Origin of the sequence: Acinetobacter sp. TGL-Y2 (assembly GCF_001612555.1) — a bacterium.
Taxonomy (GTDB): Bacteria; Pseudomonadota; Gammaproteobacteria; order Pseudomonadales; family Moraxellaceae; genus Acinetobacter.
The window spans coordinates 3,124,092-3,149,374 of record NZ_CP015110.1 but is presented as its reverse complement, the minus strand read 5'-3'; the positions used below and the strand labels follow the sequence as shown (position 1 = coordinate 3,149,374).

Here is a 25,283-nt window from a genome sequence, read left to right as displayed (position 1 = left end):
GAACTTAAAGCGCTTTGATTTAGAAATGATGAATGGGAAAAGAGGCAATGCAAGCATTTGTAGATTTATGGAAAGGTTTTCGTGCATTGCCGTCGGCATGGCTATTGTTATTACAAGCGATTATTTTAGTGCTGTCCGTCCTGACACGTGATGATGTAACCTATCGAACCCTGACTTGGATTTTGGGTGCTTTGGTTTTATTAATCATTGCCAAAGTGATTCGTAAAACCCCGATGTTTACCATTTTAGGACTCAGCTTTGTGGGAGGTGCATTAATCTTTTCCTTCTTGCTTATGCTGGGCGCAAAAGATCCAAATATTCAAATCATTGCGCACTGCTTTGAGGCTGCGGCCTATTTTAGTGCTGCCTATGGCTTACTTCGTTATATGTTTGCAGATCGTTATTTAACCAAAGATGAACTCTTTGCAGCGGGTGCAGTGTTTACCCTGATTGCTTGGGGATTTGCCTTTTTATACAGTGTTTGTCAGCTCTTGGTTGCAGACAGCTTTATCAAACCGGGTGTGGTGGGCATGCAGTCTTGGCTTGATTTACTGTTTCTGAGTTTTAGCTTGCAATCTGCGACAGGGCTTTCAGATATTTTACCGATTAGTCCTTTGGCTCGCATGTTTGCAATCTTACAAATGTTTTGTGGCGTGATGTATTTGGCTTTAATTGTGTCTCGCTTAATTGCTTTGCAATATATTGCCCATTTGCCTAAACATGACCAAGACCGTGATTAAGTAAAGTAAGTCTTTGGTTCGTTGAAATTAAGTTACAGGAAGTGAACTGCTTTATTTTTGGCCGTAAATTAAAATGCTGTCCGAGTGCAACGTTTTTCCGCAGCCCTCGTTCTTTATTCACGTCACGTGAATTCTTGTTAATCATTGATTATTAAAAATAAATCGGGGGGTGTATGCCTTCCAAAAATACATCTTGGTATTCCAATGTGAATCCAAATGTCTTTTTAAGCACTGTGGCGATTATTGCCATATTTCTTGCCTTAGTGGTCTTAGCACCCAATGCATTTGATTTACTCACCAAACAATTGAATCAGTGGATTACAGATTCCTTCAGTTGGTTCTATGTTTTATCGGTCGCAGTTTTCCTGATTTTACTGATTTATATTGCCTTGTCAGATATGGGTAAAATCAAACTCGGACCAGATCATAGTCAGCCCAGTTATAGCAACGGCTCGTGGTTTGCGATGCTCTTTACTGCGGGTATGGGTATTGGGCTGATGTTCTTTGGTGTGGCTGAACCAGTCATGCACTATGTTTCACCACCTATCGGTGAAGGCGAGACCATTCAAGCGGCTCAGCAGTCCATGCGCGTCACCTTTTTCCATTGGGGCTTTCATGCATGGGCAATTTATACCATCGTGGGTTTGGCACTTGCATATTTTGCCTATCGGCATAATTTACCCTTAAAAATTCGTTCTGCGCTGTATCCCATTATTGGTCAAAAGATTTATGGTCCTATGGGTGATGCTGTCGATACTTTTGCCACTATTGGTACTGTATTTGGTGTAGCAACGACTTTGGGTTTTGGTGTCACTCAAATCAACTCAGGGCTGAATTATTTATTGGGCATTGAGCAATCAGCGACTACTCAAATTATTTTGATCGTGGTGGTCAGTGCGATGGCATCACTTTCAGTTTTCCTTGGATTAGAGAAAGGCATTAAACGGCTGTCTGAGCTGAATTTGGTGCTGGCTTTGGTACTGTTATTGTTCGTATTTTTTGCCAGCTCCAGTATTTATTTACTGCAAACCACCATTCAAAATGCGGGACAATACGTCTCTAACCTGTTCAGTATGACCTTCAACCTGTATGCGTATCAGCCCAATGGTTGGATTGGGGGTTGGACCATTATGTACTGGGCATGGTGGATTTCATGGTCGCCATTTGTGGGAATGTTCATCGCGCGGGTGTCGCAAGGGCGAACAATTCGTGAATTCATTGTCGGCGTGCTGCTTATTCCAACAGGCTTTACCCTGATTTGGATGGGTTTCATGGGCTGCCGCACTGTATAGCATTTTGCATGAGGCCAATACGGGACTCGTCGCAGCAGTGCAACTTGATTCTTCAGTGGCTTTATTTGAGTTTCTAAAAAGCTTACCGTTTTCTACCGTCATGAGCTTTTTGGCGACATTCTTGATTATGCTGTTCTTTGTGACTTCAGCGGATTCGGGAGCTTTGGTCACAGATTATTTAACAGCGAAAGCTGAGGGTTCGCCTGTCTGGCAACGTCTATTTTGGACCGTGCTGATGGCTGTTTTGGCAATAATACTCTTGTTGGTCGGTGGTTTAGGTGCCTTGCAATCCGCCACCATGATGAGCGCTTTACCTTTTACCCTGATCATGCTGATGATCTGTTGGGGATTACTCAAAGCCTTACGCCTAGATGTAATTAAGATGAATGCACTACAAGAAGCACGTATTACTCCAAGGGCCATTCAAAATCCACGGAGTTGGCAGCAACGTTTGGGCTTAATTATGCATTATCCGCACAGTCAAGCTGAGGTGATTCATTTTATTGAATATGAGGTTAAAGCTGCATTTGAAAATGTGCAAGCCGAGCTGAAACGTCGTTATTTAACGGTGAAGATTAATCTCATTGAAGATGGACTTGAGCTTAGAGTGGATCATCAAGATGAGATCAACTTTATCTATCAAGTGGTCGCACGTGAGACTTTACCACCGAGCTTTATGGCTGAATCTGCTGAACAGAATATTCGCTACTTTCAAGCGGAAGTCTTTTTAAGAGAGGGTGGTCAAGGTTATGACGTGATGGATTGGACGCGTGAAGATCTGTTGCAAGACATGATTGATCAATACGAGCGTCATTTACATTTCCTCAGTTTGGTGCGTAGTCCTGAATAAAATTTTGGAATCGGAGGCACTAAAAAAGGACGCATAAAGCGTCCTTTTTTTATTCAATTTCTAAATCAAACTTAGAAACGGAATTTAGCGTTAACGCCAACAGTTTGCGTATCACGGCTAGTGCCTTCAGCATTCGCATTTACATATGTTGCGCCAACAGCGATTGCTGGAGTAACGAAGTAGTTTACATTCGCGCCCCAAGCTTTATCATTTGCGCTGTCAAAGCTAGATTCTGCATAAGAAACGCCCATGCTTAATGCAGGGTTTAAGAAAAGGTCAGTTTTCAATGCATAGGCAGTGTCACGACCATAAACTAAACCAGATTCGAAGCTGATAGACATGTTGGTGTCATCAATCGCGCCTACGTATTTAGTACGCGCAGTGATAGCATCTTCTTTATCGCCAATGGCTTGAGTTTCGATAGCAGCTTTAGCTACACCGTTAGACAAGATGTTGAATGCATCAAAAGAAGCTTGGTCAGCAACACTTGTATAACCTACAGCAACCAAAAAGTTTGGTGCAACAACAGCACCCAGTTCTAATGCATAACGGTCGCCTTGATCATCAGTTGCAGCATCATTTTTGCTGTCATTGATCGTGTGGCTGTAAGACGCGCTTGCATATACAGGAACCACTGAAGTTGGAACATAAGCTTCAGCTTTAGCGCCATAAGTATGAGATACGATATCTAAACCAGCTTCGTCATATTCGCCGTAGTTATACGCCAAAGACACATTAGATGCTTGGTTTACAAAAGCAGCTTCAGCTAAAGGGCCTTTAGTAGAGTCAACATCTTTAAAGTAGTAAGTACCTTGTACGGCACCCGTGTAGTTTTGTTCATTTACGGTATTGTCGATGAACTCAGACTGACCTTGTACTTCAAATTGATAAGCTTGAGCACCAGTCATGGCTAATAATAAAGCAGTGGCTAAACTGAGTTTTTTCATAATAGTTACCAAGTGTTGATCAGGAGTAAACAAAGTGCATTGTATTGTAACAATATATTAAGTCAATGATGTTTAAGGCAATCAAGTTGTTGAGAAAATGAACAATTTGTGATTTGGTTAAATTTTAATCATAGCAATTTGATATCCCGATTTATTGTTTTTTTTAAGCATAACAATTAGCTAAAGCACATTGGGGTGTTGGGAAGTCGTGGATTATCCTATGGATGAATAGCAGATTGATTGAAATATCAAATAAATATTTATTTTTTATTGATAGAAACTTTGAGCTTATTTGCCCCAAAAAATCGAAAATTATAGGTAAGAATGATGTTTTTAATGTATTACCCAGTTTAAATACGGCATCACTGTTTAAGAAAAACACAAATAAAATAAAGTAGTGTGATTCAGTTTACCTATTTTATTTATATTGTGATTTATCTTAAATCCTAGTAAATGAATCGGCTTTATCTCTTTGGCTAATTTTGACATACTATGTCTAGTACAAGACGATGTTCTTTTAGGTATTTAACTTAAAAAGATGATGTACAACAGTTTTATGTTTATATGCCCAGCTTTCCCCAAAGCTGGTTTTTTTTTGTAATTAATTTATCTGATGCAACAATTGATTTTGATTTAAACCATAGAGTTCAAGCGATTTGAATAAAATATTGCACCAATATAGTGCGTAAATTTAGTTTTTTGCTTTCTAAAAACCAAAAAAAAACCTGAAATTCTCAGAAAATCAGGTTTTTTTGCGCCAAAACTGGAGAGATTCTGCTGAGGAATTGCTCTATATCGCTCTAATTTGGTGCATTATGCATTATGGTGTTGCACCTGTAAATATTTTTTAGCGGTCGATTTAGAAATATACGAAAAAAAAAGCATGCTATTTTAGAGCTGTTACAACTAGAGCATGATGTAACTGAACGGAAGTCTTTCTCATGAATAAATCTAAATTTTTTTATATTGTTTGCGCCGTTCTATATCTGGCAGGGTGTAGTCATAGCCCTATGCAAACTCAGTCTCAAGCGCATCAGATGCAGCCTGTCCTGAACCTGAATTCAACATCTACATTACAAAAACAGATACAACAGCTCTTTGAACAGGCGCATGCACAGGCGGTCTTTGTGACCTATGACGGTGTGCAATATCAATCCTATGGGACTGACTTAAGTCGTGCTGAGACGAAATATATTCCAGCATCGACTTTTAAAATGCTCAATGCCTTAATTGGATTGCAGCACCAAAAAGCCACCACCACAGAAGTCTTTAAATGGGATGGACAGAAACGATCATTTGCTGCGTGGGAGAAAGACTTTAATTTAGGCAGTGCAATGCAAGCTTCGGCGGTACCTGTATATCAAACTTTGGCACAGCGCATTGGTTTGGATTTGATGCAAAAAGAAATAAAGCGCATAGGATATGGTAACCAGAATATAGGACAACAAGTCGATCAGTTTTGGTTAGTCGGACCGCTTAAAATTACACCGAAGCAGCAAACCCAATTTGTATATCAGCTCGCCAAACAACAACTTCCTTTTGATACTGTTGTACAGCAACAAGTCAAAGAGATGCTGTTTGTTGAAGCTCGTGGTGAGCATAAACTCTATGCAAAAAGTGGTTGGGGTATGGACGTTACACCACAAGTGGGTTGGTACAGCGGTTGGGTTGAACAGAGCAATGGCAAGGTTATTGCCTTCTCACTCAATATGCAGATGGACAGTCAAAAAGATATCGCTGAGCGTAAGCAGTTAACGCTGGATGTGTTGGATAAGCTTGGGATATTTCATTATTTAAGATAAAAGTAGTTGAATTCCAAGCAAAAAAAAACCCAACCGATTGGGGTTTGGTTGGGCAGAAAAGGATGTCATTGTGTGGGAAAAACATCCGAGGAATATCAAAAAATTCCGTTGCAAGGATTCAGAAAAAATCTCAATCACTTCGCTATGAGGTGATTATGGGATATTCAACGTGCCATGTGAAATGGATAAATTTCATTGTTTCTATCTGATCCTTCGATTAAGACTGTATATTTAAACTAATAAACTGATTTTTAAATTAAAATTGAGAAATTGCTCATCGTATAAAGTAAGAATGACTTAAAAATAAATTCAAATATATTTTATTTATTATTAGAAATAAGACCATTATTGCTGGGGTAGAGCAGAGAAATTTAATGACTGTATTGTGGGCACTCTGCTCATTGCTGTAGAAAAGAACTGAGCTAAATTAGATATGACTGTTAAAAGATGTAGATGTCGATCAGTCTTTGTTGAAGTTGAAAAATATTAAAAATAGGGTAGCTCTGACGAATTGGTTCAGTGTTGAATTTTTTTTAAATATGCCATGAAAGCCCTTTTCGCTGAGAAAAGAACTTTCAAGCGTGCTCTCTGTTTAGATTTTAATCCTCGCCTTTAAAGCGTTGGATACATGCTTTCTCTGAAATCTGAGCGCCATTTTTATTCCAGCACTGTGCAGTCGTAATTTGACCCACTTGATAGTTTAAAACGGCTTCGGGTTTACCATCTTCAAACCAAACTTTGTATTCACCATGACGGACACCATTTCGATAATGACCTAAGCGTTCTGGTTTACCGTTTCGAAACCATTGTTTGAGGGGGCCGACCATCTTGTCATTTTCAAAGCGGACTTCTGTCCAAGGTTCTCCATTTTCATACCAACGCTGACGTGTACCTGTTTGGACACCGTCTTTATAGCGCATAGACAAAGCGAGCTGCCCGTTTGGATGCCAAATTTTGTATTCACCTTGGCTTACCTCATCAATGAGGGTGTTTTCTTGTTCTTTTAAACCATTTGCAAACCAAAATTGCATTTTACCGTTGTAGACGCCATCTTTATAGTCGATTCGAGCACGTTGTTTGCCATTGGGAAAATAGCTCTCGAAGGTACCTGAGCCTGTAATTTCTTCAGGCAAATGGATGAAAGTTTGGCATTTGCCAGCCTTAGGTTTAATGGTGCTTAGGTATTCAGAGGTGAGTTTTGAGCCATTGGCATAGTGGTATTGCACATTCCAAATACCTTTTTGATGAGTGGCTTTTGTCGTTGGGGTGCATTTAGGGTTTTCTTTCCACGGATCATCTTCTGCATCCATAACAGATGTAAAGACCACGTAATATTCATTTAGATAGCCTTCTGCGAAGGTTGGAAAAGTAATTGTTGAAATTAAAAATAATAGAGCTAATTTGAACACATTTTTATTTTTCATATAGGCACCAACTGTTTATTTTTATTTAAATAAGCTGAATCGCGGATAAGAAACTGATTTGAAAAATAATAGAACTAGAACCATCAGTCGAGTTACCACACCAAACTCACAACTCTAGTCCCGATGTTTAATAGTACCGAATTATTCTGCGTAATTGATGATTTCTTTCTTAAATTTGAAGCAACGTATTGGAAATTCCTTAAGCAAAGCCGTCGTTTCTCAAGAGTCCGAAAAGCTCACTTGAGTATCAAAGAAATAACCTTTGTTGCTATCTAACCTGAGTTCGACATAAAAAAAGAATAGCAAAAAGCCTTGGCATCTGTAACATATTGGTTATCAAGACAAAACGTTTCAGAGCAAGGCTTTTCATGGATCATATTACCGAATTATTTTGTATTTTGGACGATTTCTGCAAAGAATTTAATCAATCTTTAGAAAAAGCACTCATTTCAGATCAAAAATCTAAGCCTCAAAAGTCAGCCCTCTGTTTGTCTGAAGCAATGACAATCGTCATTTTATTTCATCAATCTGGTTTTAGATTTTTCAAATATTTTTACTGCCAAATACTTATTCCTTTTTGGAAAACTGCTTTCCCCAAATTACTCAGCTATAACCGTTTTATTGAAATCATGCCACGTTGTTTAAGCGCTTTGACCAGTTTCTTTCATCAAGTCAAAGGAAAAGATACCGGTATTAGCATCATTGATTCAACTAAATTGGTTGTTTGCCATAATCTTAGAATAAAAAGAAATCGTGTATTTCAAGGTTTAGCTAGTCGAGGTAAAAGCAGTACAGGTTGGTTTTATGGGTTTAAATTACATATTCTGATCAATCACTTAGGTGAAGTAATCAATATTAAATTAACATCTGGAAGTATTCTTGATGTCGCTGTGCTTGGATCTTTAACACAAGAATTAAAAGGTATTTTGCTTGGAGATAAAGGGTATTTAAGTAAAGCAAAAGCTGAAGTTTTGGCAAGTCGAGGATTAAAAATATTAACCCCTTCACGTCGTAATATGAAAACCAAATCTATTCAAACAGAAGAGGAAAAAAAGTTACTTGGTCGTAGAGGCTTGATTGAAACAGTGAATGATCAACTCAAAAATCTGAATCAAATTGAACATTCACGTCATCGTTCAGTCAATAATTTTATGGTGAATATGAAGGCTGCTGTAGTGGCTTATTGCTTAAATCCGAATAAGCCCACATTCAGAAACTTGTTGCAAAAATGAGTTTGTTTTATCGAACTCAGGTTATCTAGTATAAATGTTCTCACTTTACTAATTTTAAAGCATTTTTCACATGGTTGAAACAGGATAAAAGTCATTTATTTAAAAGCTTATCCTATTACCAACGAATGATTCATCTCGTTAAGATACATCGATTAGCACTTTATGCTTTGCATATGGCTTTAATGAAAGATCAAAGCAGCCAATATTTATGGATTGATTCAACCACTTTACCAGTCTGTAAAAATCAGAGGATTCAACGCCATAAATTTTTAGCCAAAATTGCATCTCGTGGTAAAAGTATGGCAGCAAAACTGTACGCAGATCGTGGCGATGTCAGTGAGGACTTAAAAAGCAGGTTAAAAGATCAAGTTAAAAGTATTGATTTGATGACCTATCATCGAAAGGAAATGCGGTCTGTTCAGCTCAGTGTGCCAGATGAACATCACTTAAAACAGCGCAATAAAATAGAAATGCTATTCAGTTTATTGAAAGGTTAATACAATTTAGTGACGAGTAAAGCACGTAGTATTGCTGGATTTCTTATTGGAATTTACGCATCGTTATGTGCATATCAATTAACATATCGGGATAAGCCAAAAATTCAAATGATGGAATCATTGGCTTAAACAGGATTCGAGTTCAATAACTTTATATACAATAGTTTCCGTGTGATTCAAAATTCGATTTTCGTGTGTTTTTATTTCAATTTTCTGGATTAACTTGCCACTTTTACGTTCTACTAGTAAAGAGTGTTTTTCATGCTTTTTATATAATTGTACTTCGCCCCATTGCCTTAAAGTGACGATGATAGGAAAAAGATCTTCTCCTTTAGGTGTTAAGACATATTCTTGATATGCAGACCCATCTGATGCGGGAACAACTTTTAAAATATTATGTCGCGTTAACATTTTTAAGCGATCTGTAAGAATATTTTTGGCTATGCCTAAACTTTCTTGAAATTCACTAAATCTTTTCATGCCATCAAATGCATCTCGAATAATCAGTAATGACCATCTGTCACCAATAATATCTAGACTTCTAGCAACAGGACAGGGAGAGTCTTCAAAACTTTTACGCTTAGCCATAAATATTGCTCATGAAAGATTGAATAAAAATTATAACAGGTAATTATAAAATATATGGTTGTATTTTGAAACTTGTTTGATTAATCTTAACTAGTTTTAAAATAAAACTAAATTGGTGTCGATAATGAAATTAGAACAATCCACAACACTCATAAATCATGTAGTAGATCAATCCAATACAGCGAACAAACGCAATGATGTTGTTGAGAGAAAATTACCAAAAACAATTATTTTATTGCTAGCCATTTGCTGTGGTTTGAGTGTGGCAAATGTTTATTATGCACAACCTCTACTCGACTCGCTGGCTGAAACTTTTAATATTCAATACTCAGTAGTTGGTGGTGTGATCACAGCAACGCAAGTTGGTTGTGCTTTAGCGCTTTTTTTTGTCGTGCCTTTGGGGGATTTAGTTCGAAGAAAAAAATTAATAAAAATTCAATTGTTACTACTTTTTACAGTTCTTATTTTGGTTGCATTTTCACAAAATTTGGCTGTACTTCTGATTGGGATGTTGGGCGTAGGACTGTTAGGAACAGCTATGACACAAGGTCTGATAGCTTATTCTGCAACTTTAGCAAGTACAAGTGAAAGGGGGCATGTTGTTGGAATTGTTCAAAGTGGAGTCGTAGTAGGATTATTGTTGGCTCGGACTTTGGCAGGTGTGATTACAGATATAAGTGGATGGAGAAGTGTTTATATCTTATCAGCAGTTTTTTCAATATTAATGCTAGTCCTTATATGGCGAATACTTCCAGAACCCAAAAAAAGTGCAATAAATCTAAATTTTTTTCAATTGATTGGATCAATGTTTTCATTGTTAAAAAATGAGAAATTACTTCAGGTTAGGGGCTTTTTAGGTTTGTTGATGTTTGCTGCATTTAGCATTTTTTGGACAGCGCTCGTTTTACCTTTAAGTGTTACGCCTTTTGAAATGTCACATACAAAAATAGGCGCATTTGGGTTAATTGGGGTTGCTGGCGCACTTGCAGCAGCTGGTGTAGGTGGATTAAATGATAAAGGTTATGGGCAAAAAGCAACTGTAGTCGCATTGGTTATTTTAGTTCTCTCGTGGTTACCTATAGCAATGATGGCATATAGCATTTGGGCACTTGTCTTAGGCATTTTTTTATTAGATCTCGGTGGTCAAGCAATACATGTTATTAACCAAAGCATGATTTTAGAAATTGATCCTGAAGCATCGGGTCGTTTAATTGGCTGCTATATGTTGTTTTATTCTGTAGGAAGTGGTCTAGGAGCAATTGCCTCAACAACAACGTATGCTTTATATGGTTGGGTAGGTGTTTGCTTATTAGGATTTATTGTAAGTATAGCTGCATTTATTTTTTGGATAATCTCCTTGTCATGCAGTAAAGCAATTAAAAATAATTCAAAAAAAGGGCAGAGTGGAACACTCAAAAATTGATTAATCAATCATTGAATTAAACATATCTTCTTCATAAAAAGCGTTTTTTTGAAAGTAATTTGTATATATAATATATAACTAGTTTTAAATTAAAACTTATTTAGCCATGAAAATGCAATATTTATATTATATATCTATTTTAAATAAAAAATTTTATATGTATTTTAAAACTAGAAATTACGCTCAATAAGCATTTTTTGCGTGATTTCTTTGTGTAAAAAATTTCATCAGTGTATGAATTTTTTGTTCTTAATGAAGGAGATTATGTGGTGCATAAAATATTACTTATATCACAGAACATTGAGGTTTCAATTTCGCAAGATAGATCACTTTCAGATTTAGAATTTGAAGAACAAGGGCAAAATCCTATCCCATTTGGTTGTAAGGCAGGAGCCTGTGGAATTTGCGTAACTGAAATCTTAGAGGGTGCTTAAAACTTAAGTAAAAAAAATAAAGAAGAAACACATTTTCTTGAAATGCTTGGTTATGCAAGTAATGAATTTACACTAATTTGATAGTGTCGATCGAATAAACGGAACAGTAAAAATTCGTGCAGCATTTTTAAATGAAAACTAAAAATACTTTTAAATTGACGAAGTAGGTATAGGTTTATTGCAACAGGCATTAAAGCTCACAGCAGACTACTTTCATCCTAAACATGATGTTCTGACGCTTCTGGATTTTGGTTGGTAAATCAACCTCGCTGTATTTCAAAAATATCGAAAGATAATTGAGATTTTGCTGCGCAGGCATGCTTCTCATTTCACAAGAAAATTTTAGAACTTAATATCAACAAAATTGTGCATGTTTTGATAGAAAAATAGTTGTTGATATTTCCTGCTGAAGCATTCTCAAAGAATTCTAAATATGAACAAATAGGAACTTAATAATGAAGCTAAAACATACGCTGTTGGCTATATTCATAACAGCTATTTGGGGGCTAAATTTTTCAGTGATCAAGTTGGGGTTGGAATCAGTTGATCCTTATATTCTTGCAGGAATTCGATTCTTTTTATGTGCTATTCCCGCTGTATTCTTCATTAAAAAACCTGCAAGTGATATTAAATATTTAATTGTTTATGGATTGTTATTTGGTGTTGGATTATGGGGAATTGTGAACTTAGGAATCCAAGCAGGATTGTCGGCAGGCATTGCAGCTTTAGTTTTACAATTTAGTGCTTTTTTTACTATTGTTTTAGGAGCCTTCTTTTTTAAAGAAGCACTCAATAAATATCAAATTATTGGTATTGCTATTGCTTTAATAGGATTATTAAGTGTCATTCGACTAACAGATGGCTCAGTGACATTAGCAGGTGTAACGCTTGTTATTTTTGGTGCTATTTCTTGGAGTATAGCGAATATTATCATTAAAAAATCTGGTACTAAAGAAGCTCTAGCATTCTTAGTATGGTCTAGTTTATTTTCGCCAATTCCATTATTTTTAATGGCGTATATCCAGCATGGTGCTGACATATATTCATCTACATCCTCTCAAATTGACTTCAAAGCAGTGGGTTCAATTCTATTCCAAGTTTACCCAACAACCCTATTTGGTTATTGGATTTGGAATTCACTTCTCAGTAAATATCCTGTTAGTCAGGTTGCACCATTATCTTTACTAGTCCCTGTATTTGGTTTGATTAGCTCTGTTTTAATTTTTAGAGAGCAAATAGGTATCCAAAAAATATTATCTATATTAATTATTATTTTAGGTTTGATTTTAGGCTTGTATGGTAGACAACTAAAGTTTTATTTCAAATCTTTTTCAGCAATACGTCCAGAAAAAAAGAGTTAAGTTTTTAACAATAGATGTAGCTAAGTTAGTCCATATTAATGATATTAAAATGGTTGAACAGTTGGTTGCAGATTTACAAGCGAAGCTTTATGCTGATCGTGACTATATCAGCCAAGAATTAAAAATTAGGTTAAAAGATCATGTTTTGATTTAAAGACCTATCATCGTAAAAACCTGCAAGCTGTTCAATTATTTGCAACAAATTAGTATTACTTGAAGCAACACAATAGAATAGAGACCTTGTTCAACTTGTTGAAAGGGCAATACAATTTGGTGAAAAGTAAGTCGCGTATCATTACTGGCTTGTTAAGCGGGATCTATGCATCGTAATGTGCATATCAATTAAACTATCGGAATAAGCCAACAATTCAGATTATGAGACCATTGGCTTAAACAGGATTCAGGTTAATTAACTGAAGTAAATCAATTCTTAAATTAAAATGGTCACGAGTTCGACATTGTAATAGAATTAAATTAAGTGATTGTTTATCGAATGAATTTATGAGTAGCTTTTGGCCTTCTTCAATTTTATCTTCTAAACCGAGTTTGACTGAATTTTCAAGAATTACTTTACTTAGTCCTCCATAACAAATCCATCCATATTTAGAATATAAATCGTTAAACTGGTCAGGAAGATCTAAAATGTTGCTCATTTTTTCGATATTTAAATATTGATTTTTAATAGATTTAAGTTTGGGACTTAATTTGTAAATAAAGGAAACTTTATCTAAGACATTAAAAGTAAATTTACCGACTTGAAGCAATTCTACTAGTGGTTTTATAGATGGATTTTCTTTAATTCTTTTAGTCATATGATAGTAAAATAAAAAACGATGAATGAATCACCGTTTTAGCATGGAATCTAAATATTTAAAATCCTCACCTTTTTCTAAGGAGGGAGTTTTCCCCCTCTTTACCAAAGAGGGGCTAGGGGAGATTCTATTTCAACATCGCTTTCAAAAACTTACCTGTAAACGAAACTTTAGATTTCGCGACCTGTTCAGGTGTACCTTCAGTAATAATCATACCGCCACCTGCACCCCCTTCAGGACCCAAATCAATGACCCAATCCGCAGTCTTAATCACATCTAGATTATGCTCAATCACCACAATGGTATTACCCTTATTGCGAAGCTCATGCAAAATATCTAGAAGCTTAGCAATATCATGGAAATGTAGACCTGTGGTTGGTTCATCCAATACATAAATGGTTTTACCTGTATCACGCTTGGCAAGCTCACGTGCCAATTTCACACGCTGCGCTTCACCACCAGAGAGCGTAGTGGCAGACTGACCCAAACGAATATAGCCCAAGCCGACATGAAATAAGGTTTCTAAACGACGATGAATGACAGGAATGGCATCAAAAAAATGCATTGCATCTTCAACCGTCATACCCAGAACATCAGAAATATTCTTGCCTTTGTAGCTGACTTCCAAGGTTTCACGGTTATAACGGTCGCCATGACAATTATCACAAGGCACATACATATCCGGTAAGAAATGCATCGCGACTTTGATCATGCCGTCACCTTCACAGGCTTCACAGCGACCACCTTTAACGTTAAACGAGAAACGACCCGCTGCATAACCACGCGCTTTGGCTTCAGGCGTTTGCGCAAACAGCTCACGAATAGGGGTAAATAAACCCGTATACGTCGCTGGGTTCGAGCGCGGTGTACGTCCAATCGGACTTTGGTCAATGTCGACGACTTTATCGAGGAACTGTAAGCCATCAATCGAATCGAATTTTTCCGCGGTTAAAGTGGTTGCACCATTCAACTGCGTTGCAGCCAATGGTAAAAGTGTACGGTTAATCAAGGTCGATTTACCCGAACCGGATACGCCCGTGACACAGGTCATGACCCCAAGAGGAATGGTCAAATCTACATTTTGCAGGTTATGACCACATGCACCCATCAGCTTGATTTGTTCTTCAGGTTTCGGTGGCTTGGTTCTAGTCTTCGGCACTTCAATTTTTAACTTGCCAGATAAATACTGACCGGTCAGTGAATTAGGATTGGCCAGAATCTCTTCATAGGTGCCTTCAGCAATAATATGACCGCCATGCACACCTGCACCAGGACCAATATCAATAATATGATCCGCAGCACGAATGGCATCTTCATCATGCTCAACCACAAGTACTGTATTGCCAAGGTCGCGCAGACGCACCAAGGTTTCAAGCAAACGGTCGTTATCACGCTGATGCAAACCAATCGAAGGTTCATCCAACACGTACATCACGCCCATCAGACCTGCACCAATTTGAGAGGCCAAACGAATACGCTGTGCTTCACCGCCAGACAAGGTTTCTGCTGAACGAGACAAACTTAAATAATTCAGACCCACAGAGACCAAAAAGTGCAGACGTTCACGGATTTCTTTAAAAATCTTATCGCCAATTTCGCCTTTCGCACCTTCAAGTTTTAAATCTTGATAATACTGTTCAGCATCACCAATCGACATTTTGGTGATTTGCGCGATGGTCTTGTCTAAAATTTTGACGTTACGTGAGATTTCATTCAGACGTGAGCCATCGCACACATCACAGGCCGCATTAGACAAATACTGCGCCAAATCTTCACGCACATAATTGGATTCGGTTTCACGGTAACGACGTTCTAAATGCGGTAATACCCCTTCAAAGGCCATGACGCGATTGTGTTTACGCCCACGTTCATCCACATAACTTAAATCGACTTTCTCTTTGCCTGTACCGTAGAGAAATTTCTTTTGTGTTTCAGCATCGAGCTCATTCCACGGAGTATCCAGTGAAAAGCTGAAATGCGCTGCAACTTTTTCAATCATGCTGTAATAGTAAGGACGCTGACGATCCCAACCGCGTATCGCGCCTTGGCTAATTGAAACGTCTTTGCTTGGAATCAGTTTGTCTGCGCTAAAATGACTACGGGTACCCAAGCCATCACAGGTTGGGCAAGCCCCAAAGGGGTTGTTAAATGAAAACAAACGAGGCTCAAGTTCTGCCACTGCACGGTCACATTCAGGACAAGAGTGTTTCGCTGAAAAAGTACGCTCTGGTTGTTCTTCATTCATCCACGCCAAAACCGCAATATCGCTGCCTAAACGCAGTGCTGTCTCAAACGATTCTGCAATACGGTTGCCCAAATCATCACGGACTTTAAAACGATCCACCACCACTTCAATGGTGTGTTTTTTCTTTTTATCGAGTTCTGGCGGTGTATCAATGTCAATAATTTCGCCATCCACACGTGCCCGTACAAAACCTTGACTTTGTAGCTGCTCAAACAGATGGGTGTACTCGCCTTTACGTTCACGCACTACGGGTGCAAGTAGCATTAACGCTGTGCCTTCATCTAACTGTTTAACGGCATCGACCATTTCTGAAACTGTCTGCGCAACCATAGGCAAGTCATGTTCGGGACAGAAAGGCGTACCGACACGTGCATACAGCAGACGTAAATAATCGTAAATTTCAGTAATCGTCCCCACGGTCGAGCGTGGGTTATGGCTGGTCGACTTCTGTTCAATTGCAATTGCAGGGCTTAAACCTTCAATTGAGTCAACTTCGGGCTTTTCCATTTGGGATAAAAACTGACGCGCATAGGCAGACAGCGATTCCACATAACGGCGTTGACCTTCGGCATATAAGGTATCAAAAGCTAAGGATGATTTACCTGAGCCTGAGAGTCCCGTAATCACCACGAACTTATCGCGTGGTATATCAAGGTTCACATTTTTTAAGTTATGGGTTCGTGCGCCTCGAATACGGATGTGACTTTGACTCATAAAACATCTCGGTGTTAAGCAAATTGAAAGTTATATATGATAGCGTTTTAATTCTGTTCAAGTGCGATGTAATCATTTTTTAGCGACATTTTATGTCGGGGTAGTCGATATTTCTACTCAATCACTTTAAAGGGCTTTATCACGAGTCGCAAACAGGTTTTTTGTGAATGGAATGTGAGTATGAAAGATTAATTTTAATGCTATGGTGAGGTACCTTTAGTGTTTAGGCATCGGGTGAATCGTGAAAAAATGATTGCGATCTTGTCTAAAACATTTTAGTTTTAAGCATCCATTAAAATCACAACAAAATCAAAACTAGAAAGGACAACCATTATGTTGATTGGGAAAACACTCATTGTCATTATTGCACTATTACATATTTATTTTCTCATTTTAGAAATGTTCCTTTGGGATAAGCCCATAGGGATGAAAGCCTTTGGTAATAATCTTGAAAAAGCCAAATTAACCAAAGTTCTGGCTCAAAATCAGGGGTTATATAATGGCTTTTTAGCTGCGGGTCTACTTTGGTCAGTCTATGCTGCTGCACCTTTTTCACTGCAATTGGCAAGTTTCTTTTTGGGCTGTGTGGTGATTGCAGGTGTGTATGGTGCCATCACAGCCAGTCGGAAAATATTATATATTCAAGCTTTACCCGCAGTAATTGCTTTGGTTGTTATTCACTTTTTTTGAGAGCAAATATGGCGATAAAAAATGAGCGCTCAAGTGAGGGCTCATCGGTTATTTTGTATGGATACGCAAGCGTATGAATAAGAGCGCTCGAATATAGATTCCACTTGTTCAAAACGCAAGTGGCAGGGAATATCATGATGCTTGCGTGCATAGAAATTGACTTCTTTTTCGAGCACTTGTAAGAACGCGTTATAGTTATGCTCAAAATCAGGCACATTAAAAAAATCAACATTTGGTGAAGTCAGACAAGGATATTTGGCAATAAAATCCAGCATTAATTTTTGAATATGCGCGTGGGTAAAATACAGCAAATAGGTTGCCGCTGAACCACAATGTAGACAGCCTTTTTCTAAGTAAATTTCTTCATTGTTAAGCCAACAGCATTGCACAGTAAAATAAGCACGAATCGCTTCTGTACCTAAAGTATGTTGTTGCATGAGAAACCTCACAATTGAATGATAAAATCTAGTTATTAGATAATGATAATTGTTATCATTTATTGTGCGTGATTTTATCCATGCTGTCTACTCTAAATTACTTTCGATTTGAACGGAATTGAATTGAAATGATGAGCGTAGGCGCATATCTGTGACTAAATTCGTCCTGACAAAACCGCAATCTGCGTTGGCTCAGCGTCAAGACGAATGCCTAAACAATGAAGTGATTAATCGAGGCTGAACCATTGTCTTTGGTGATAAGCACTGTCCCAAAATAAATATTCAAGCTCTGCAGCTTTGGTATACGCTAAATGCATTTTTTCGACCGTTGCCGCATCAGATTGTGCTGCAACAGCATCCGTAATCGCGAGCACTTTACGCACTTCTTCATTGAAATGCTCACCTGCATACGTATCAATCCACGCTTGATAAGGATTATCTTTGACTGCCTGACGCACAATATCTTTACCCACTTCTGCATAAATCCAGTAACAAGGCAACAAGGATGCCAGTACCACGGGATAACTTTCAGACCACGCTGTCGCGGTTAAAAATGAGGTGTAATGATGACATGCTGCTGTCAAAGGGGTATTTTCAAAGTCGGTTTTGGTTATACCGAACGCCTGCATAAAACCATCATGCAGGCTACGTTCAATAATAATGGCTTCACGTGCGCCTTGGGTAAATTGAATCACCGCTTCAGCATCAAAGGCTTTAGCACCGCAGACCGCAAGCGCGCGCCCATATGCCAATAAATAATGGGCATCTTGAATGACATAATGACGGAAAATGTCTTGGCTCAGCGTACCCAAAGCCAGTTCTTGATTGAAGGGGAGCGCTAAGGTTTTTTGATACAGGGCTTGATTGCGCTGCCAGACATCGCGGGAAAAACACATAGTTCCATCCATTTTATTGAGGTCAAAGATTGAAGTGACTAAAGTGACTATAACAAGTGTGTCCTACACAAGACAGCCTGTCAGATGTAACAGATTCGTCAGGGAATGCGGCATTCAAAAAAATCATACGAAGTACTTTGGATTAATCATTAAAAACAGTCATAATTGTCGGATTCAAATTTGATCGATCCGTTTGAAGGAGGATTGATCACTCAAAGGTAGAAATTACACAAAGCAAAAAGTACAGACCAAATCCAGTTTGGTTGCACAATAATAGTCAATTTTTGTTCTGTATAGATTTTACCGTTTTTATTTTTAATGATTGAAGGTCGAATTATCATGTGGAAACATTTTGGTTTCTCAATCGTCTTTACGATCGTGTGTCTTGGTTTATCTGCATACTGGGGTTATTCCCACGGGCCAGATGCCGGTTTAAAGACCATGTTCACTGTACTGACGATTACTGCCATTCTTGCTGTAATGGAAATTTCATTGTCTTTTGACAATGCTGTGGTCAATGCGTCCGTATTACGTCATTGGGATCACTTCTGGAAAATGCTGTTCTTGACCGTTGGGATCGTGGTTGCCGTATTCGGTATGCGCTTGATTTTCCCAATCGTGATTGTTGCTGTGACTGCAGACATGGGCTTTGTTGAAGTGATTCAATTGGCACTGAATGATCCAAAAGAATACTCAGCACGTTTAATGAATCACCATCCTGAAATTGCAGCTTTTGGTGGCGCATTCCTCCTGATGGTGTTCTTGAACTTCTTCTTAGATGAGGGTAAAGACACGCACTGGTTCAAGTTCATTGAACGTCGTTTAGCCAATTTGGCAAGCGTTCCTGCGCTTTCTGTATTTATCGCATTGGTGGCACTTTTAATCATGGCAGCCAACGTAGACGAAGCAAAACGTCTGGTGGTGACCATGGCAGGTATTTGGGGCATCGTGATTTACATTGGTGTTCAAGTACTGAGCCACTTGTTGGGCGGTGAACCTGAAGTGGATGAAAATGGTGATGCAGTCAGTCATGACAGCAATGGCGTTCCAGCCGGTGTCGTTAAAGCAGGTATTGGTGGTTTCTTGTACCTTGAAGTGCTTGATGCATCGTTCAGTTTTGACGGCGTGATTGGCGCATTTGCGATTACGTCAGATGTGGTCGTGATTATGCTGGGTCTTGCCATTGGTGCAATCTTCGTTCGTTCGATTACCATTTACTTGGTTGAAAAGGGCACATTGGATGCTTACATCTACCTTGAACACGGTGCGCATTATGCCATTGGTGCGCTTGCATTCATTATGATTGCTAGTGGTACAGGCTTACATGTTCCTGAAGTTGTAACTGGTTTAATTGGTGTTGCCTTCATTGTTTGGGCAATCATTGCATCCATTCAGTACAAGAAACGACAAGCCGCTTAAATTTTCATTTTTAGCAGATTTAAAGCGTAACTTCGGTTACGCTTTTTTATTTTCAGATTATGACCATCTTTAATTCAAATAAAATAGATGCTGAGAATAGCGTCAAATGTCCTATAATCTTCGCCAAGATTAATGAGTTTTAGCCAGATATGATGAATGCCTTGGAGCGTCGCTCAACTTTTGCGTTAAGCAGCATCTTTGCACTACGGATGTTGGGTTTGTTCATGATCATCCCCGTGTTTGCGGTTGTGGGGCAGTCATATCAACATGCAACACCCGCATTGATTGGTTTGGCGGTCGGTGTCTATGGTTTAAGCCAAGCGTTATTACAAATTCCATTTAGCTTATTGGCAGATCGCTTCAACCGTAAACCTTTAATTGTATTTGGTTTGTTGCTGTTTGCTTTGGGCGGTGCCATTGCTGCCATGTCTGAAACCATTTATGGCGTGATTATCGGACGTGCCATCGCAGGTGCAGGTGCGGTCTCTGCTGTAGTGATGGCACTGCTTGCAGATGTTACCCGTGAAGAAGAGCGTACCAAAGCCATGGCCATTATGGGGATGAGTATTGGTGTGTCGTTCATGGTGGCATTTAGTTTAGGGCCGTGGCTGACCACATGGGTCGGAATCTCTGGATTGTTTTGGGTCACCACCTTAATGGGTCTTTTGGCGATATTGATGGTATTTATGGTGCCCAAGACCACACGTCACCATAAAAACTATAAGCAAGGCTATTTCAATCAGCTGAAACAAGTACTGAAAATGGGCGATCTCAACCGTCTGCATGTCTCTGTATTTGCCCTACATTTATTGTTGACCGCGATGTTTGTGTATGTGCCATCACAACTGATCGACTTTGCTGATATTCCGTTGTCTAAGCACGGTATTGTCTATTTACCGCTGCTGGTGATTAGCTTGTTTTTTGCTTTCCCCAGTATTATTTTGGCTGAAAAATATCGCAAAATGCGCGGCATTTTCTTAACCGCGATTGGCGGCATTATTGCGGGTTTAGCCGTGATGATTTTTGGCTATGAATCAAAATATATTCTGCTGCTGGGGCTGGGGCTGTTCTTCATTGCTTTTAATGTAATGGAAGCCTTATTGCCTTCATGGCTGTCAAAATCTGCACCGATTCAATCGAAAGCCACTGCTATGGGCGTGAATGCAACAGGGCAGTTCTTGGGTGCCTTTTGTGGGGGGATTTTGGGCGGTCAGTTGCTGATGTTAAACAACACGTCATTGGGCTGGGGTATTTTGTTGGTCATTGCGCTGTTGTGGTTAGTGCTGAGTTTTGGACTGACCCAACCGCGTTATTTATCCTCAATGATTTGGCGTTTGCCCGAGGGTAAACAAACAGATGAATGGACTTCTCAATTATTAGCAATTCGTGGTATTGAAGAAGTTGTGGTCATGCCCGATCAGCAAGTGGCATTCGTTAAGGTCGATAAGCAGCAAATAGATGATACTGCGCGACAACATTTAACGCACTTGTTGGGTAAAGAGGTAGCCATTTGAGCATAACTCTTATAAAGTAAAACATAGAATCGAATAGGAAGATAACAGCAAATGCGCGGCGTAAATAAAGTAATCTTAGTTGGTACTCTGGGTAAAGACCCTGAAACAAAAACCTTTCAAAATGGCGGTTCATTGACACAGTTTTCAATTGCCACCAGTGAATCTTGGACTGATAAAAGTTCAGGTGAGCGTAAAGAGCAAACTGAATGGCACCGTATTGTATTGCATAACCGTTTAGGTGAAATTGCACAGCAATATTTGCGTAAAGGATCTAAAGTATATATTGAAGGTTCACTGCGTACACGTCAGTGGACAGACCAAAGCGGTCAAGAGCGTTACACCACTGAAATCCGTGGCGAACAAATGCAAATGTTAGATTCAAACAATCGTCAGCAAACTGAAGGTAGCGGCGATAGCGGTTATAACCAACCGCGTTTTAACAACAATACAAATGCTCAGCCAGCGGCGGGCGGTTATGGGGCACAGCAAGGCGGCTATAACAATGCACCAGCGGCTGCACCACAAGGTAATTATGGTAACAACGTGAACCAAGGTTTCCAGTCTCCTAAACCACAGCAACAACCTGCCAAACCAATGGCAAATGCACCTGCTGATTTAGATGATGACTTACCGTTCTAAGCCAAATTCGCAGATGAATTAAAAGGGCAGATCATCGTCCGAATCAAACCCTTTGCATCAGCAGAGGGTTTTTTTATGTCTGAAATGATGGGTAGGCAGAGGATGTCTCTAGCAGCTAAAAAGTAAAACAGGCGCAATAGATCAAGAGTGATATTATGATCGTTTTTATTAATCTAATAATCCGATAGTTTTTATTAAAAACTTCTATTTTACCAATACTCAATGATTTCGTATTCTAGCTTCACAGATAAGCAATCCCAAAGATCTGATAGAGGACTATCAAATGAGTTTAATTAATACAGAAATCAAGCCCTTCAATGCAACTGCTTACCACAATGGTGACTTCATTGACGTATCCGAGCAACAGTTCAAAGGTAAATGGTCAGTTGTTTTCTTCTATCCTGCGGATTTTACCTTTGTTTGCCCAACAGAATTGGGCGACTTGGCAGATAATTATGCTGAATTTCAAAGTATGGGTGTAGAGATTTATTCAGTGTCTACCGATACTCATTTTACCCACAAAGCTTGGCATGATTCTTCTGAAGAAATTAAGAAAATCCAATACCCAATGATTGGTGACCCAACTTGGACTTTAGCTAAGAACTTTGAGGTTTTAATTGAAGCTGACGGTATGGCTGACCGTGGTACCTTTGTGATTGACCCTGAAGGAAAAATCCAAATTGTTGAAATCAATGCCGGTGGTATTGGTCGCGATGCATTTGAATTACTACGTAAAGTCAAAGCAGCGCAGTATGTATATGCTCACCCAGGTGAAGTTTGCCCAGCAAAATGGAAAGAAGGTGAAGCGACACTTGCGCCTTCAATTGATTTGGTCGGTAAAATCTAAGTCAGATATTTCTTGTATAAAGCTGATTTAAAAAAATCCAGAATTTCGATTCTGGATTTTTTTGTTCGGTCTGCAAAAGATTAACCAAATCTTCTTCGCTGTTGAAAATTTTAAATCCTATAACCTTGTTGGTCTGGGACTTAAGCGCGTAAGCCTTCAATCAAATGATCAATCAGTTTTTCCATCACCAAACCTTGTCCTTTACGCGAGGCATAGACCAACTGTACGGTGCCTAGATTGGAGCACCAATCCGGTAAAATATGAATTAAGCGACCCGCTTGAATGTCTTCACGCACGGTTAAAAAAGGCAAATCTGCAATGCCCAAACCGTCTAAAGCCGCATAATACGCCCCGGATAAATCACTGCTTTTAATCCGCGGTTGTGGCGGAATATCAATCTGATCTTGATGTTCAATATTGTGCAAATGCCATTGATAATACTGTTTTTGTGTTCCCAAAACGGTGAAGCCACCATTCAGCTTGAAGCGACACAGGATGCAAAATTTTTACCTTTGAATGAACCGATTCAAGGGCATGGTCCATTTGTGATGAATACTCAGCAAGAGATTATTCAAGCATTTCATGATTTCAACCAAGGCAAATTTGGTCAAATCGCTGCTGAAGAATTGAAATAAACGTTTAAAAAAGGTGGATTCAGATCCGCCTTTTTTGTGCTTAAACGAATCAATTTGAGATAGGGCTGTATATTTTGCCAATTGAAGATGAATGTATAGCGCTTGCAGTCATATAGAGCGACGAGAAAAAATTAAGAAGAATCAATATCAAAAAAAATAAAGAGTCTCTTTCCCACACGAAAGAGACTCTTTAACGCTGTAGTTCCTATTTATTTTCTTCCTCTATCACACGCTTATTATTGTTGTTTTTGTGATATAGTTCACGTTTTATGTGCGTATCATAGTTTAAAATATTGGCCTTGTAAATACTATTTTTTAATATTTGGTGAAAATATATCTATTGTTTTTAAAGGTTTTTTTTAAATATGTGAAAAAATTAGAGTTTTTATTTTATTTCTGAATCTGAATGCATATCTCTTTTAAGTTGATGCTGAATTACTTTGTAATGCTACTTTTGAAAATTAAAAATATGGCAGTTTTTAATACCGTGATTTGTAATCAATTACCGCATAATAAAAAAAATGATTAACTCTCGGATAATAATTTTGAAAATAGCAGTGATAGGAAGTGGTATGGCTGGGTTGGCGACCGCGAGAATTCTCAAAGATGCCGGACATCAAATCACTATTTTTGAAGCGCTCCCAGGCCGCGGCATGGACAGCTACAGTTTGGCTTATGAAGGTGGCAATATTGATTCACCACTGCGGGTGATGAACCCGATGCTGTGGAAAAACACCTTAAGCCTTGCGACACATTTGGGCATTAAAACGTTCCCTGTACGTACCTATATGTCGTGTAGTTGGTTATTTGAAGAAAAAATAGAAACGTGGTTAACCACGTCACGAACGCGTATTGGTAACTTTCCAATCATCAATAATCGTAAAGGCATTAAACAGTATGGCTGGCGTTTGGTGAAGGGCATGTTGCAACTCAAAACAGCCATTAAACAATTTTTTAAATCAGACACCCAAGACATTACTTTAGCTGAGTTTATGGCTTTAAATCAGATTGAAGAAGTGTTTTGGCATGGCGCGGTGATGCCTGTGCTGTATACCATTTGTACCTGTGATGAAAAATCTATAGGGGAGTGGCCTGCGAAGCCCCTGTTGGTATTTTTACGCCAATTGACCGATGGTGATGCGCTGCTGCGTTTACAAGGCGGCACACCGGCTTTTGTCGACAAACTCGTGGGCGATATTGAACTTCGCAGTGGCGTTGCCATTAGCAAAGTTGAAGAGCAGGGCGAACAGATTTTTGTTGAAAATGCTAAGGGCGAGTCTGAGTTGTTTGATCGTGTGGTCATTGCAACACCGACCAATAAAATTGATCAATTTTTAAATAATGAACAATTTGCAGATGACTTAGCATTGTTGAAACAGTTTAAGTTTGTTGATGGTGAGCTGGTGATTCATACCGATCCCGTGGTAATGCCGGTCAACCGCAAAGATTGGTGCGTACTGAGCTACATGATGGATCGTAAATTTACCAAACAGCATTTCACCGTTTGGCTAAACTCCATTGAACCAAGCCTTGTGGGTAAATCTCCAGTGTTCCAAACATGGAAACCTGTGGTGGATATTGATCCGAAGAAAATCATTTCAACAGTCAAGCTCACCCGCGCTGTGGTAGACAGTAAAACATTAATGCTCAGTCAAGAATTACAGATCCGTCATAAACAACCCAATCGTAAAGTGTTCTACTGTGGTTCTTGGTCATGCGAAGGCTTGCCTATTTTAGAATCTGCAGTGACTTCAGCGATGCATATTGGTGAAGTGTTCAATGCACCCTTGCCCTTTGTGGGATTAAAACCTACAGTTGAGGTCGCACCTGAACTCGGTTACTAAA

General features: G+C 38.9%; 19 protein-coding genes and 6 pseudogenes. 17 read left to right on the top strand and 8 right to left on the bottom strand.

From position 1 onward, the window contains the following. The first annotated feature begins 47 nt into the window (after positions 1 to 47). Positions 48 to 740 carry an ion channel gene (locus AMD27_RS15030; RefSeq protein WP_067663071.1) on the top strand — a complete coding sequence of 231 codons (693 nt, stop codon included), beginning with the start codon at positions 48 to 50 and terminating at the stop codon, positions 738 to 740. 173 nt (positions 741 to 913) lie between these two features. Then, positions 914 to 2,882, top strand: a pseudogene (locus AMD27_RS15025) (BCCT family transporter). Between the two features lie 71 nt (positions 2,883 to 2,953). On the opposite strand, the gene omp33-36 reads toward AMD27_RS15025, so the two are convergent. Further along, the gene (omp33-36, locus tag AMD27_RS15020; protein ID WP_067662005.1) at positions 2,954 to 3,829 is read right to left on the bottom strand and encodes a porin Omp33-36; all 876 of its coding nucleotides are present in this window, start codon (positions 3,827 to 3,829) and stop codon (positions 2,954 to 2,956) included. Between the two features lie 941 nt (positions 3,830 to 4,770). On the opposite strand from omp33-36, the gene blaOXA reads away from it, so the two are divergent. After that, a complete protein-coding gene (gene blaOXA, locus AMD27_RS15015; protein WP_081405986.1) occupies positions 4,771 to 5,631 on the top strand; it encodes a class D beta-lactamase in 861 nt (286 codons plus the stop codon). Between the two features lie 599 nt (positions 5,632 to 6,230). Here the strand turns inward: blaOXA and AMD27_RS15010 are convergent. After that, positions 6,231 to 7,055 carry a toxin-antitoxin system YwqK family antitoxin gene (locus AMD27_RS15010; RefSeq protein WP_067661999.1) on the bottom strand — a complete coding sequence of 275 codons (825 nt, stop codon included), beginning with the start codon at positions 7,053 to 7,055 and terminating at the stop codon, positions 6,231 to 6,233. 123 nt (positions 7,056 to 7,178) lie between these two features. On the opposite strand from AMD27_RS15010, the pseudogene AMD27_RS18625 reads away from it, so the two are divergent. From AMD27_RS18625 to AMD27_RS18305, 3 genes and pseudogenes are all read left to right on the top strand, one after another. Then, positions 7,179 to 7,328 (top strand): annotated as a pseudogene (locus AMD27_RS18625) (IS982 family transposase); the annotation flags it as partial. Between the two features lie 95 nt (positions 7,329 to 7,423). Further along, positions 7,424 to 8,287, top strand: a complete 864-nt coding sequence (locus AMD27_RS15005) for an IS982 family transposase (protein ID WP_067661994.1) — start codon at positions 7,424 to 7,426, stop codon at positions 8,285 to 8,287. A 29-nt stretch (positions 8,288 to 8,316) separates the two neighbouring features. Continuing rightward, positions 8,317 to 8,913 (top strand): annotated as a pseudogene (locus AMD27_RS18305) (transposase); the annotation flags it as partial. Here AMD27_RS18305 and AMD27_RS14995 read toward each other — a convergent pair. Then, entirely contained in the window at positions 8,902 to 9,372 is a 471-nt protein-coding gene (locus tag AMD27_RS14995) for a winged helix-turn-helix transcriptional regulator (RefSeq protein ID WP_067661987.1), read from the bottom strand. The pseudogene AMD27_RS18305 and the gene AMD27_RS14995 overlap by 12 nt on opposite strands. Positions 9,373 to 9,496: 124 nt before the next feature. Here AMD27_RS14995 and AMD27_RS14990 point away from each other — a divergent pair, with 124 nt between their 5' ends. The 4 genes and pseudogenes from AMD27_RS14990 to AMD27_RS18300 form a co-directional block, all read left to right on the top strand. Continuing rightward, on the top strand, positions 9,497 to 10,795 hold the full coding sequence (locus AMD27_RS14990; RefSeq protein WP_067661985.1) for an MFS transporter: 1,299 nt from the start codon (positions 9,497 to 9,499) through the stop codon (positions 10,793 to 10,795). A 269-nt stretch (positions 10,796 to 11,064) separates the two neighbouring features. Further along, on the top strand, positions 11,065 to 11,229 hold the full coding sequence (locus AMD27_RS14985) for a 2Fe-2S iron-sulfur cluster-binding protein (RefSeq protein WP_212846451.1): 165 nt from the start codon (positions 11,065 to 11,067) through the stop codon (positions 11,227 to 11,229). 455 nt (positions 11,230 to 11,684) lie between these two features. Beyond that, positions 11,685 to 12,590, top strand: a complete 906-nt coding sequence (locus AMD27_RS14980) for an EamA family transporter (RefSeq protein WP_067661983.1) — start codon at positions 11,685 to 11,687, stop codon at positions 12,588 to 12,590. 31 nt (positions 12,591 to 12,621) lie between these two features. Further along, a pseudogene (locus AMD27_RS18300) lies at positions 12,622 to 12,917 on the top strand (transposase); the annotation flags it as partial. A 62-nt stretch (positions 12,918 to 12,979) separates the two neighbouring features. Here AMD27_RS18300 and AMD27_RS14975 read toward each other — a convergent pair. Together AMD27_RS14975 and uvrA are read right to left on the bottom strand one after the other, a co-directional pair. Continuing rightward, positions 12,980 to 13,402: a hypothetical protein gene (locus AMD27_RS14975; protein ID WP_067661981.1), complete on the bottom strand. Its 423-nt coding sequence runs from the start codon at positions 13,400 to 13,402 to the stop codon at positions 12,980 to 12,982. 127 nt (positions 13,403 to 13,529) lie between these two features. Next, positions 13,530 to 16,361: an excinuclease ABC subunit UvrA gene (uvrA, locus tag AMD27_RS14970; RefSeq protein ID WP_067661980.1), complete on the bottom strand. Its 2,832-nt coding sequence runs from the start codon at positions 16,359 to 16,361 to the stop codon at positions 13,530 to 13,532. 336 nt (positions 16,362 to 16,697) lie between these two features. Between uvrA and AMD27_RS14965 the strand changes: the two genes are divergently transcribed. Continuing rightward, on the top strand, positions 16,698 to 17,051 hold the full coding sequence (locus AMD27_RS14965) for a DUF1304 domain-containing protein (RefSeq protein WP_067663068.1): 354 nt from the start codon (positions 16,698 to 16,700) through the stop codon (positions 17,049 to 17,051). A 41-nt stretch (positions 17,052 to 17,092) separates the two neighbouring features. Here the strand turns inward: AMD27_RS14965 and AMD27_RS14960 are convergent, their stop codons facing one another. Both AMD27_RS14960 and tenA read right to left on the bottom strand, forming a co-directional pair. Next, positions 17,093 to 17,488 carry a hypothetical protein gene (locus AMD27_RS14960; protein ID WP_067661977.1) on the bottom strand — a complete coding sequence of 132 codons (396 nt, stop codon included), beginning with the start codon at positions 17,486 to 17,488 and terminating at the stop codon, positions 17,093 to 17,095. A 227-nt stretch (positions 17,489 to 17,715) separates the two neighbouring features. Next, a complete protein-coding gene (gene tenA, locus AMD27_RS14955; protein ID WP_067661976.1) occupies positions 17,716 to 18,384 on the bottom strand; it encodes a thiaminase II in 669 nt (222 codons plus the stop codon). Between the two features lie 339 nt (positions 18,385 to 18,723). On the opposite strand from tenA, the gene AMD27_RS14950 reads away from it, so the two are divergent. The 4 genes from AMD27_RS14950 to ahpC all read left to right on the top strand — a co-directional run bounded on the left by AMD27_RS14950 (position 18,724) and on the right by ahpC (position 22,803). Beyond that, on the top strand, positions 18,724 to 19,803 hold the full coding sequence (locus AMD27_RS14950) for a DUF475 domain-containing protein (RefSeq protein ID WP_067663065.1): 1,080 nt from the start codon (positions 18,724 to 18,726) through the stop codon (positions 19,801 to 19,803). A gap of 149 nt (positions 19,804 to 19,952) precedes the next feature. Then, on the top strand, positions 19,953 to 21,317 hold the full coding sequence (locus tag AMD27_RS14945; RefSeq protein ID WP_067661975.1) for an MFS transporter: 1,365 nt from the start codon (positions 19,953 to 19,955) through the stop codon (positions 21,315 to 21,317). Positions 21,318 to 21,368: 51 nt separating this feature from the next. Then, positions 21,369 to 21,956 (top strand): single-stranded DNA-binding protein, encoded by a 588-nt coding sequence (gene ssb / locus AMD27_RS14940; RefSeq protein ID WP_067661973.1) that lies wholly within the window; start codon positions 21,369 to 21,371, stop codon positions 21,954 to 21,956. A gap of 283 nt (positions 21,957 to 22,239) precedes the next feature. Continuing rightward, positions 22,240 to 22,803: an alkyl hydroperoxide reductase subunit C gene (ahpC, locus tag AMD27_RS14935; RefSeq protein WP_067661971.1), complete on the top strand. Its 564-nt coding sequence runs from the start codon at positions 22,240 to 22,242 to the stop codon at positions 22,801 to 22,803. Between the two features lie 140 nt (positions 22,804 to 22,943). Here the strand turns inward: ahpC and AMD27_RS14930 are convergent. Then, positions 22,944 to 23,261 (bottom strand): annotated as a pseudogene (locus AMD27_RS14930) (LysR substrate-binding domain-containing protein); the annotation flags it as partial. Positions 23,262 to 23,264: 3 nt separating this feature from the next. Here AMD27_RS14930 and AMD27_RS18295 point away from each other — a divergent pair. Both AMD27_RS18295 and AMD27_RS14925 read left to right on the top strand, forming a co-directional pair. After that, a pseudogene (locus AMD27_RS18295) lies at positions 23,265 to 23,438 on the top strand (pirin-like C-terminal cupin domain-containing protein); the annotation flags it as partial. Between the two features lie 545 nt (positions 23,439 to 23,983). Beyond that, positions 23,984 to 25,282, top strand: a complete 1,299-nt coding sequence (locus AMD27_RS14925; RefSeq protein WP_067661969.1) for an NAD(P)-binding protein — start codon at positions 23,984 to 23,986, stop codon at positions 25,280 to 25,282. Position 25,283 lies beyond the last annotated feature (1 nt).

What these genes read in the sequence shown, in the direction of transcription:
- AMD27_RS15030 (WP_067663071.1), top strand. Translation starts at nt 48, where the DNA reads ATGCAAGCATTTGTAGATTTATGGAAAGGTTTTCGTGCATTGCCGTCG.
- omp33-36 (WP_067662005.1), bottom strand. Translation starts at nt 3,829, where the DNA reads ATGAAAAAACTCAGTTTAGCCACTGCTTTATTATTAGCCATGACTGGT.
- blaOXA (WP_081405986.1), top strand. Translation starts at nt 4,771, where the DNA reads ATGAATAAATCTAAATTTTTTTATATTGTTTGCGCCGTTCTATATCTG.
- AMD27_RS15010 (WP_067661999.1), bottom strand. Translation starts at nt 7,055, where the DNA reads ATGAAAAATAAAAATGTGTTCAAATTAGCTCTATTATTTTTAATTTCA.
- AMD27_RS15005 (WP_067661994.1), top strand. Translation starts at nt 7,424, where the DNA reads ATGGATCATATTACCGAATTATTTTGTATTTTGGACGATTTCTGCAAA.
- AMD27_RS14995 (WP_067661987.1), bottom strand. Translation starts at nt 9,372, where the DNA reads ATGGCTAAGCGTAAAAGTTTTGAAGACTCTCCCTGTCCTGTTGCTAGA.
- AMD27_RS14990 (WP_067661985.1), top strand. Translation starts at nt 9,497, where the DNA reads ATGAAATTAGAACAATCCACAACACTCATAAATCATGTAGTAGATCAA.
- AMD27_RS14980 (WP_067661983.1), top strand. Translation starts at nt 11,685, where the DNA reads ATGAAGCTAAAACATACGCTGTTGGCTATATTCATAACAGCTATTTGG.
- AMD27_RS14975 (WP_067661981.1), bottom strand. Translation starts at nt 13,402, where the DNA reads ATGACTAAAAGAATTAAAGAAAATCCATCTATAAAACCACTAGTAGAA.
- uvrA (WP_067661980.1), bottom strand. Translation starts at nt 16,361, where the DNA reads ATGAGTCAAAGTCACATCCGTATTCGAGGCGCACGAACCCATAACTTA.
- AMD27_RS14960 (WP_067661977.1), bottom strand. Translation starts at nt 17,488, where the DNA reads ATGCAACAACATACTTTAGGTACAGAAGCGATTCGTGCTTATTTTACT.
- tenA (WP_067661976.1), bottom strand. Translation starts at nt 18,384, where the DNA reads ATGTGTTTTTCCCGCGATGTCTGGCAGCGCAATCAAGCCCTGTATCAA.
- AMD27_RS14950 (WP_067663065.1), top strand. Translation starts at nt 18,724, where the DNA reads ATGTGGAAACATTTTGGTTTCTCAATCGTCTTTACGATCGTGTGTCTT.
- AMD27_RS14945 (WP_067661975.1), top strand. Translation starts at nt 19,953, where the DNA reads ATGATGAATGCCTTGGAGCGTCGCTCAACTTTTGCGTTAAGCAGCATC.
- ssb (WP_067661973.1), top strand. Translation starts at nt 21,369, where the DNA reads ATGCGCGGCGTAAATAAAGTAATCTTAGTTGGTACTCTGGGTAAAGAC.
- ahpC (WP_067661971.1), top strand. Translation starts at nt 22,240, where the DNA reads ATGAGTTTAATTAATACAGAAATCAAGCCCTTCAATGCAACTGCTTAC.